This window comes from Klebsiella sp. HMSC16C06 (assembly GCF_001808325.1).
GTDB classification, from domain to species: domain Bacteria; phylum Pseudomonadota; class Gammaproteobacteria; order Enterobacterales; family Enterobacteriaceae; genus Klebsiella; species Klebsiella variicola.
In genome coordinates this window covers 245787-253613 of the sequence record NZ_KV793021.1, presented here as the reverse complement: position 1 = coordinate 253613, position 7827 = coordinate 245787, and the positions used below count along the sequence as shown (strand labels likewise).

General features: G+C 55.7%; 8 protein-coding genes. 7 read left to right on the top strand and 1 reads right to left on the bottom strand.

All coding sequences use genetic code 11. The features are described 5' to 3' along the window. From HMPREF3142_RS23915 to HMPREF3142_RS23885, 7 genes are all read left to right on the top strand, one after another. Positions 1-350: transketolase-like TK C-terminal-containing protein (locus HMPREF3142_RS23915; RefSeq protein WP_323807204.1), on the top strand; the 350-nt coding region annotated here is incomplete at its 5' end. 384 nt (positions 351-734) lie between these two features. After that, on the top strand, positions 735-1763 hold the full coding sequence (gene epd / locus HMPREF3142_RS23910; RefSeq protein WP_004205289.1) for an erythrose-4-phosphate dehydrogenase: 1029 nt from the start codon (positions 735-737) through the stop codon (positions 1761-1763). 39 nt (positions 1764-1802) lie between these two features. Beyond that, entirely contained in the window at positions 1803-2966 is a 1164-nt protein-coding gene (gene pgk, locus HMPREF3142_RS23905) for a phosphoglycerate kinase (protein ID WP_008806453.1), read from the top strand. 97 nt (positions 2967-3063) lie between these two features. Further along, positions 3064-4143 (top strand): class II fructose-bisphosphate aldolase, encoded by a 1080-nt coding sequence (gene fbaA / locus HMPREF3142_RS23900; protein WP_008806452.1) that lies wholly within the window; start codon positions 3064-3066, stop codon positions 4141-4143. A 191-nt stretch (positions 4144-4334) separates the two neighbouring features. Continuing rightward, positions 4335-5192, top strand: coding sequence for a small-conductance mechanosensitive channel MscS (locus tag HMPREF3142_RS23895; RefSeq protein ID WP_012967232.1), 858 nt, complete (start codon positions 4335-4337; stop codon positions 5190-5192). Positions 5193-5343: 151 nt separating this feature from the next. Next, a complete protein-coding gene (argO, locus tag HMPREF3142_RS23890; RefSeq protein WP_008806450.1) occupies positions 5344-5979 on the top strand; it encodes an arginine exporter ArgO in 636 nt (211 codons plus the stop codon). A gap of 89 nt (positions 5980-6068) precedes the next feature. Beyond that, positions 6069-6836 carry an oxidative stress defense protein gene (locus tag HMPREF3142_RS23885; protein ID WP_012967233.1) on the top strand — a complete coding sequence of 256 codons (768 nt, stop codon included), beginning with the start codon at positions 6069-6071 and terminating at the stop codon, positions 6834-6836. A 54-nt stretch (positions 6837-6890) separates the two neighbouring features. Here HMPREF3142_RS23885 and argP read toward each other — a convergent pair whose 3' ends face one another. Continuing rightward, positions 6891-7784, bottom strand: a complete 894-nt coding sequence (gene argP / locus HMPREF3142_RS23880; protein WP_008806448.1) for a DNA-binding transcriptional regulator ArgP — start codon at positions 7782-7784, stop codon at positions 6891-6893. Positions 7785-7827 lie beyond the last annotated feature (43 nt).

Genomic DNA, 7827 nt, shown 5'->3' with positions numbered 1-7827 from the left:
GCCAGCCGGAGCTGATCTTCATCGCCACCGGTTCAGAAGTAGAGCTGGCGGTTGCCGCGTGGGACAAACTGACTGCCGAAGGCGTGAAGGCGCGCGTGGTCTCCATGCCGTCCACCGACGCGTTCGACAAGCAGGATGCCGCTTATCGCGAATCCGTACTGCCGAAAGCCGTTTCTGCCCGCGTCGCGGTAGAAGCCGGTATCGCGGACTACTGGTTCAAATACGTTGGCCTGAACGGCGCTATCGTTGGCATGACCACCTTCGGTGAGTCTGCGCCGGCTGAGCAGCTGTTCGAAGAGTTCGGCTTCACCGTCGACAACGTGGTCGCTAAAGCGAAAGCGCTGCTGTAATGGCTGGTACGGTGCGGGCTGATGCCCTCACCCCAACCCTCTCCCACAGGAGAGGGTGCAAACCCCAAAAACGGTAACCCCTGGGTTACCGTTTTGCTGTTACCTCGCCACCCGGCTTTTTGTATGCACTATTCTTCGAACATGTAACCACCCTGTGAATTATTCCAAAGGAAATGTGACGCAAGTCATATAGCTGGTTTATTGCGCTGGACAAACATTCCTTTTATTCCTTGTTTCGCTTATTCTAGCTGAAGCGTTTCAGTCGTTTAAATGTTCGACAATTAATCAATCAGTCGCAGTTTGCAGCTGGTAAGGTTCCCCTCAGAGCGTTGCTGGATTACTCTGTCAGCCACCTCAAAAAAGGGTCAGCCTTGCAGGAGATCTATGACCATTCGCATCGCGATTAATGGCTTCGGTCGTATTGGACGCAACGTGGTTCGTGCGCTATATGAGTCCGGGCGTCGTGCGGAAATCACCGTGGTGGCAATCAATGAGCTGGCGGATGCGGCAGGGATCGCGCATTTGTTGAAATATGATACCAGCCATGGCCGCTTCGCGTGGGATGTCCGTCAGGAGCGCGAACAGCTGTTTGTTGGCGATGATGCCATCCGCCTGCTACACGAGCCGACCATTGCGGCGCTGCCGTGGCGCGAGCTGGCGGTAGACGTGGTGCTCGACTGCACCGGCGTATACGGGAGTCGTGAACACGGCGAAGCCCATCTGCAGGCTGGCGCGAAGAAAGTGCTCTTCTCCCATCCTGGCGGCAACGATCTCGACGCGACGGTGGTCTATGGCGTCAATCAGGATGAGCTCCGCGCCGAGCACCGCATTGTCTCCAACGCCTCCTGCACCACCAACTGCATTATTCCGATCATTAAACTGTTAGATGATGCCTATGGCATTGAGTCCGGCACCGTCACCACCATTCATTCGGCGATGCATGACCAGCAGGTGATTGACGCCTACCATCCGGATCTGCGGCGTACCCGCGCGGCCAGCCAGTCGATCATTCCGGTGGATACCAAACTGGCGGCAGGGATCACCCGTATTTTCCCGCAGTTTAATGACCGTTTTGAAGCGATTGCCGTGCGGGTGCCGACGATAAACGTGACGGCAATTGACCTGAGCGTGACGGTGAAAAAACCGGTAAAAGCATGTGAAGTCAACCAGTTGCTGCAAAAAGCAGCACAAGGTGCATTTCATGGTATAGTTGACTATACGGAATTACCGTTGGTCTCGACAGATTTTAACCACGATCCGCACAGTGCTATTGTTGATGGCACGCAAACCCGGGTCAGTGGCGCGCATCTGATCAAAACGCTGGTCTGGTGCGATAACGAATGGGGCTTTGCTAACCGAATGCTCGACACGACGTTAGCGATGGCGGCTATTGGTTTCAGGTTCGACGCATAAACGTCGACAAAACTTTATGAATCAACGAGAGGATTCACCATGTCTGTAATTAAGATGACCGATCTGGATCTGGCTGGTAAACGCGTTTTTATCCGTGCGGATCTGAACGTACCAGTTAAAGACGGGAAAGTAACCAGCGACGCACGTATCCGTGCATCTCTGCCGACCATTGAACTGGCGCTGAAGCAGGGCGCGAAAGTCATGGTTACTTCTCACCTGGGTCGTCCGACCGAAGGCGAGTACAACGAAGAATTCTCTCTGCTGCCGGTTGTTAATTACCTGAAAGACAAACTGTCCAACCCGGTACGTCTGGTTAAAGACTACCTGGATGGCGTGGAAGTGGCTGCCGGTGAGCTGGTGGTTCTGGAAAACGTTCGCTTCAACAAAGGCGAGAAAAAAGACGACGAAGCGCTGTCCAAAAAATACGCCGCGCTGTGCGACGTGTTCGTGATGGATGCTTTCGGTACTGCGCACCGCGCGCAGGCTTCCACCCACGGCATCGGCAAATTTGCTGACGTGGCGTGCGCAGGCCCGCTGCTGGCCGCTGAACTGGACGCGCTGGGTAAAGCGCTGAAAGAGCCGGCTCGTCCGATGGTCGCTATCGTGGGTGGTTCTAAAGTGTCCACCAAACTGACCGTGCTGGATTCCCTGTCTAAAATCGCTGACCAGCTGATCGTCGGCGGCGGTATCGCCAACACCTTCGTTGCTGCCCAGGGCCACAACGTCGGTAAATCCCTGTACGAAGCAGACCTGGTTGATGAAGCTAAGCGCCTGCTGAGCACCTGTGATATCCCGGTTCCGACTGACGTTCGCGTCGCGACCGAGTTCTCCGAAACCGCAACGGCAACCCTGAAATCTGTTAACGACATCAAAGATGACGAGCAGATTCTGGACCTTGGCGACGTTTCCGCACAGAAACTGGCCGACATCCTGAAAAACGCCAAAACCATCCTGTGGAACGGCCCGGTTGGCGTATTCGAATTCCCGAACTTCCGTAAAGGGACTGAAATCGTGGCTAACGCTATCGCGGACAGCGAAGGTTTCTCCATCGCCGGCGGCGGTGACACCCTGGCAGCGATCGACCTGTTCGGCATCGCTGACAAAATCTCCTACATCTCCACTGGCGGCGGCGCATTCCTTGAATTCGTCGAAGGCAAAGTCCTGCCGGCAGTAGCGATGCTCGAAGAGCGCGCTAAGCAGTAATTCAGTTCAGGCGGGGAAACCCGCCTGTTTTTCAGCGCGCTTAAGGGCTCGCGAACCTTCTTCAACGGTCGAAGATACAGATACAGGACTAAGTAACATGTCTAAAATTTTTGATTTCGTAAAACCGGGCGTCATCACTGGCGACGACGTTCAGAAAGTGTTCCAGGTAGCGAAAGAAAACAACTTTGCACTGCCGGCGGTAAACTGCGTAGGTACTGACTCCATCAACGCCGTTCTGGAAGCTGCTGCGAAAGTTCGCTCTCCGGTTATCGTTCAGTTCTCTAACGGCGGCGCCGCGTTCATCGCAGGTAAAGGCGTGAAAACTGACGTTCCTCAGGGTGCTGCTATCCTCGGCGCTATCTCTGGTGCGCACCACGTGCACCAGATGGCTGAGCACTACGGCGTGCCGGTTATCCTGCACACTGACCACTGCGCGAAGAAACTGCTGCCGTGGATCGACGGTCTGCTGGACGCCGGTGAAAAACACTTCGCTGCTACCGGTAAACCGCTGTTCTCTTCTCACATGATCGACCTGTCTGAAGAGTCCCTGCACGAAAACATCGAAATCTGCTCTAAATACCTGGCGCGCATGGCCAAAATGGACATGACCCTGGAAATCGAACTGGGTTGCACCGGTGGCGAAGAAGACGGCGTGGACAACAGCCACATGGACGCTTCCGCCCTGTACACTCAGCCGGAAGACGTGGATTACGCCTACACCGAGCTGAGCAAAATCAGCCCGCGCTTCACCATTGCCGCTTCCTTCGGTAACGTACACGGCGTGTACAAACCGGGTAACGTGGTTCTGACTCCGACCATCCTGCGCGACTCTCAGGAATATGTTTCCAAGAAACACAACCTGCCGCACAACAGCCTGAACTTCGTCTTCCACGGCGGTTCCGGTTCTTCCGCTCAGGAAATCAAAGACTCCGTTAGCTACGGCGTAGTGAAAATGAACATCGATACCGACACCCAATGGGCGACCTGGGACGGTATCCTGCAGTACTACAAAACTAACGAAGCTTACCTGCAGGGCCAGCTGGGCAACCCGAAAGGCGAAGACCAGCCGAACAAGAAATACTACGATCCGCGCGTATGGCTGCGTGCTGCACAGACTTCCATGGTGACCCGTCTGGAGCAGGCATTTAAAGAGCTGAACGCGATCGACGTTCTGTAAGAAAAATCTGTTTCTTACCCTGAAGCCCGCAGCAATGCGGGCTTTTTTATTACTTTAACAACAGGATAGCGTGCAGGAAAACTGTGATCCATTTGGCAAAACGTGCACTTATTGTTTACCCTATAACCTGACTGCCCTGTTGCAGGCTGAGTTATTTACTTCCCCGTTCGGGGATTCATAAGGAATGTTAAATGGAAGATTTGAACGTTGTCGATAGCATCAACAACGCCGGGACGTGGCTGGCACGCAACCAGGAGCTGCTGCTGAGCTATGCCGTCAACATCGTGGCGGCGATCGTTATCCTGGTCATCGGGATGATCGTGGCGCGCATCGTCTCTAACACCGTCAACCGCCTGATGCTGGCGCGTAAGATTGATGCCACCGTTGCTGATTTTCTCTCGGCGCTGGTGCGTTACGCGGTTATCGCCTTCACCCTGATTGCCGCCCTGGGCCGGGTAGGCGTGCAGACCGCCTCGGTCATTGCTGTGCTGGGTGCCGCCGGTTTGGCGGTGGGTTTAGCACTGCAGGGATCGCTGTCGAACCTTGCCGCAGGCGTACTACTGGTGATGTTCCGCCCGTTCCGCGCGGGTGAATATGTCGATCTCGGCGGTATCGCCGGCACCGTGCAGAACGTGCAGATTTTCTCCACCACCCTGCGTACCGCAGACGGCAAAATCGTGGTGGTGCCGAATGGCAAAATCATCGCCGGCAACATCATTAACTTCTCCCGCGAACCGGCGCGCCGCAATGAGTTTATCATTGGCGTATCCTACGATGCCGATATCGACAAGGTGAAGCAGCTGCTGACCTCGATTATCGAATCTGACGATCGTATTCTGCGCGATCGCGAAATGACCGTACGCCTGAACGAACTTGGCGCCTCATCGGTGAACTTCGTGGTTCGCGTGTGGAGCAAAAGCAGCGATCTGCAAAACGTCTACTGGGACGTGCTGGAGCGTATTAAGCGTGATTTCGACGCTAACGGCATCAGTTTCCCGTATCCGCAGATGGATGTTCATGTGGTACAACTGCCGGAAAAAGCAGAGTAAATCATCACTGACAGAGTCAGGCCGGCCATGCCGGCCTTTTTTAATGGCTCACTATTAGCTTAGCTTATTAATGATTAATACTTTCAATTTCCGCTAATAATCCATTCGCGTTATAGTCAGCGCCACTCTCGAACACAGCGGAAAAATCCTTATGTTTACCTATTACTTTCAGGGCCTTGCCCTGGGAGCGGCAATGATTTTGCCGCTTGGCCCGCAAAATGCTTTTGTGATGAATCAGGGGATCCGTCGTCAGTATCACCTGATGATTGCCCTGCTGTGCGCGGTCAGCGACCTGCTGTTGATCTGCGCCGGTATTTTTGGCGGTAGCGCGCTGCTGATGCAATCCCCATGGTTGCTGGCGATAGTGACCTGGGGCGGCGTGGCCTTTTTGTTGTGGTATGGCTTCGGCGCACTGAAAACGGCGTTCAGTCAGAATCTTGAGCTCGCCAGCGCCGAGGTGATGCAGCAGGGGCGCTGGAAAATCATTATAACTATGCTGGCGGTCACCTGGCTGAACCCGCATGTTTACCTGGATACCTTTGTGGTGCTGGGCAGCCTGGGAGGGCAGCTGGCGGTGGAGCCGAAGCGCTGGTTTGCGCTGGGGACCATTAGCGCCTCTTTCCTGTGGTTCTTTGGCCTGGCGCTGTTAGCCGCCTGGCTGGCGCCGCGGCTGCGTACCGCCAAAGCCCAGCGGATCATCAATATTGTGGTCGGCGCCGTCATGTGGTTTATTGCGTTTCAGCTGGCAAAAGAGGGCGTTGGCCATATCCTGGCGTTGCTCAACTAAGCGTTGTCCGATGGACTTTCCTGCTGTACGCGCTAAGCTTGCTGGCATGCGTCCCGTAAGGGCGATTTAAGTAACATGGAGAAACGACAGTGAAGTTAAAAGTCTTAGCCCTGGCGGCAGCACTCGGATTTAGCACAATGGCGGCACAGGCAAACGAATTGCCAGACGGTCCGCACATTGTGACTTCAGGCACAGCAAGCGTTGCCGCGGTTCCGGATATTGCCACCCTGGCGATCGAAGTGAACGTCGCGGCGAAAGATGCCGCATCGGCGAAAAAGCAGGCAGACGATCGCGTCGCGCAGTATCTCTCTTTCCTTGAAAAGAGCGGTATCGCGAAAAAAGACATTAGCTCTGCGAATCTGCGTACCCAGCCTGATTATGACTATCAGAACGGGAAAAGCATTCTCAAAGGCTATCGGGCGGTGCGCACCGTGGAAGTGACGTTGCGCCAGCTGGATAAACTTAACGGCCTGCTGGACGGCGCGCTGAAGGCGGGACTGAACGAAATCCGCTCCGTTTCGCTGGGCGTTGCGCAACCGGATGCCTACAAGGATAAGGCACGTAAAGCGGCGATCGATGACGCGGTGCATCAGGCACAGGAGCTGGCGGCTGGCTTCCACAGCAAGCTGGGGCCGGTCTACAGCGTGCGCTACCACGTCTCCAACTATCAGCCGAGCCCGATGGTGCGTATGATGAAGGCCGCTGACGCTGCGCCGGTTTCAGCCCAGGAAACCTACGAGCAGGCGACTATCCAGTTTGACGACCAGGTTGACGTGGTCTTTGAGCTGCAGCCAGCTCAGGCCGCCGCGCCAGCCGCGCCGGCGAAACCGGCGGAAGAGCCGAAACCAGCGCAGTAAGCGATAGAAACAAAAAAGCCACTTCCGGGAAGTGGCTTTTTTTATGCCGGCGATTTAATCCTGGCGCAGCACTTTGTGGCCGTAATCAATAAGCGCATCGGTCACCCGGCGCATCATGCGGCTTTCCGGCGCAAAGCGGTGCCAGTACAGCATACGACGCTGGAACAGACCGGGCGTGAGGTCAATAAGCTCGCCGCTTTTCAGCTCTTTTTCGATTTGCAGATGCGGGATCATACAGCAGGTAGTGCCCTGGCGCGCCAGCTGCACGAAGGCTTCTGATGAGTTAACAATGTGGCAGGGGACGCTACCCGGCGGCAGGTCGAAGTTTTGCTGCAGGAACGCCTGATGCATATCGTCCAGATGATCAAAGGCGACGACCGGCGCTTTCAGCAGCGCAGAACGCGTCACGCCGTTCGGGAAATAGCGTTGCGCAAACTCTTTTGAGGCGACAAACAGGTAATCGAGCGCGCCGAGCTGATCCACCAGGCAGCTTGGCAGCGCCTGCGGCTGGATACTCACTGCGCCCACCACTTCCCCACGGCGCAGGCGCTCCTGGGTGCGGGTTTCATCTTCCACCTGCAGGTTAAGACGAATAGGGGAGTCTGACAGAACATTGGCCAGCGCCGGCAGCAGCCAGGTGGCCAGACTGTCGGCGTTCACCGCCAGCGACAACAGCAGCGGCGTGGAGCCGGTCTGCTCGTCGCCCAGCCACTCTTCTTCCAGCAGTTCAACCTGGCGTAACAGGGCCAGCAGCTTTTGCCCCTGCTCGGTGGGGCGTGGCGGCACGGTGCGCACCAGCAGCGGCTGACCGAACATATTTTCCAGCTGCTTAATACGCTGTGAGACGGCGGACTGGGTAATACATAGCTTCTGCGCGGCGCGCTCAAATCCTCGTTCCCTAATCACCGCATCCAGCGCTTGTAGTGTCCTGTAGTCCGGTCGTTTCATTATTCTGGCGTGCCCCCATAACTAATCGTTATCTCGCACTATG

Bases quoted from the DNA above. Each gene is read 5' to 3' on its own strand.
- pgk (WP_008806453.1), top strand. From the start codon at position 1,803: ATGTCTGTAATTAAGATGACCGATCTGGATCTGGCTGGTAAACGCGTT.
- HMPREF3142_RS23895 (WP_012967232.1), top strand. From the start codon at position 4,335: ATGGAAGATTTGAACGTTGTCGATAGCATCAACAACGCCGGGACGTGG.
- argO (WP_008806450.1), top strand. From the start codon at position 5,344: ATGTTTACCTATTACTTTCAGGGCCTTGCCCTGGGAGCGGCAATGATT.
- fbaA (WP_008806452.1), top strand. From the start codon at position 3,064: ATGTCTAAAATTTTTGATTTCGTAAAACCGGGCGTCATCACTGGCGAC.
- epd (WP_004205289.1), top strand. From the start codon at position 735: ATGACCATTCGCATCGCGATTAATGGCTTCGGTCGTATTGGACGCAAC.
- argP (WP_008806448.1), bottom strand. From the start codon at position 7,784: ATGAAACGACCGGACTACAGGACACTACAAGCGCTGGATGCGGTGATT.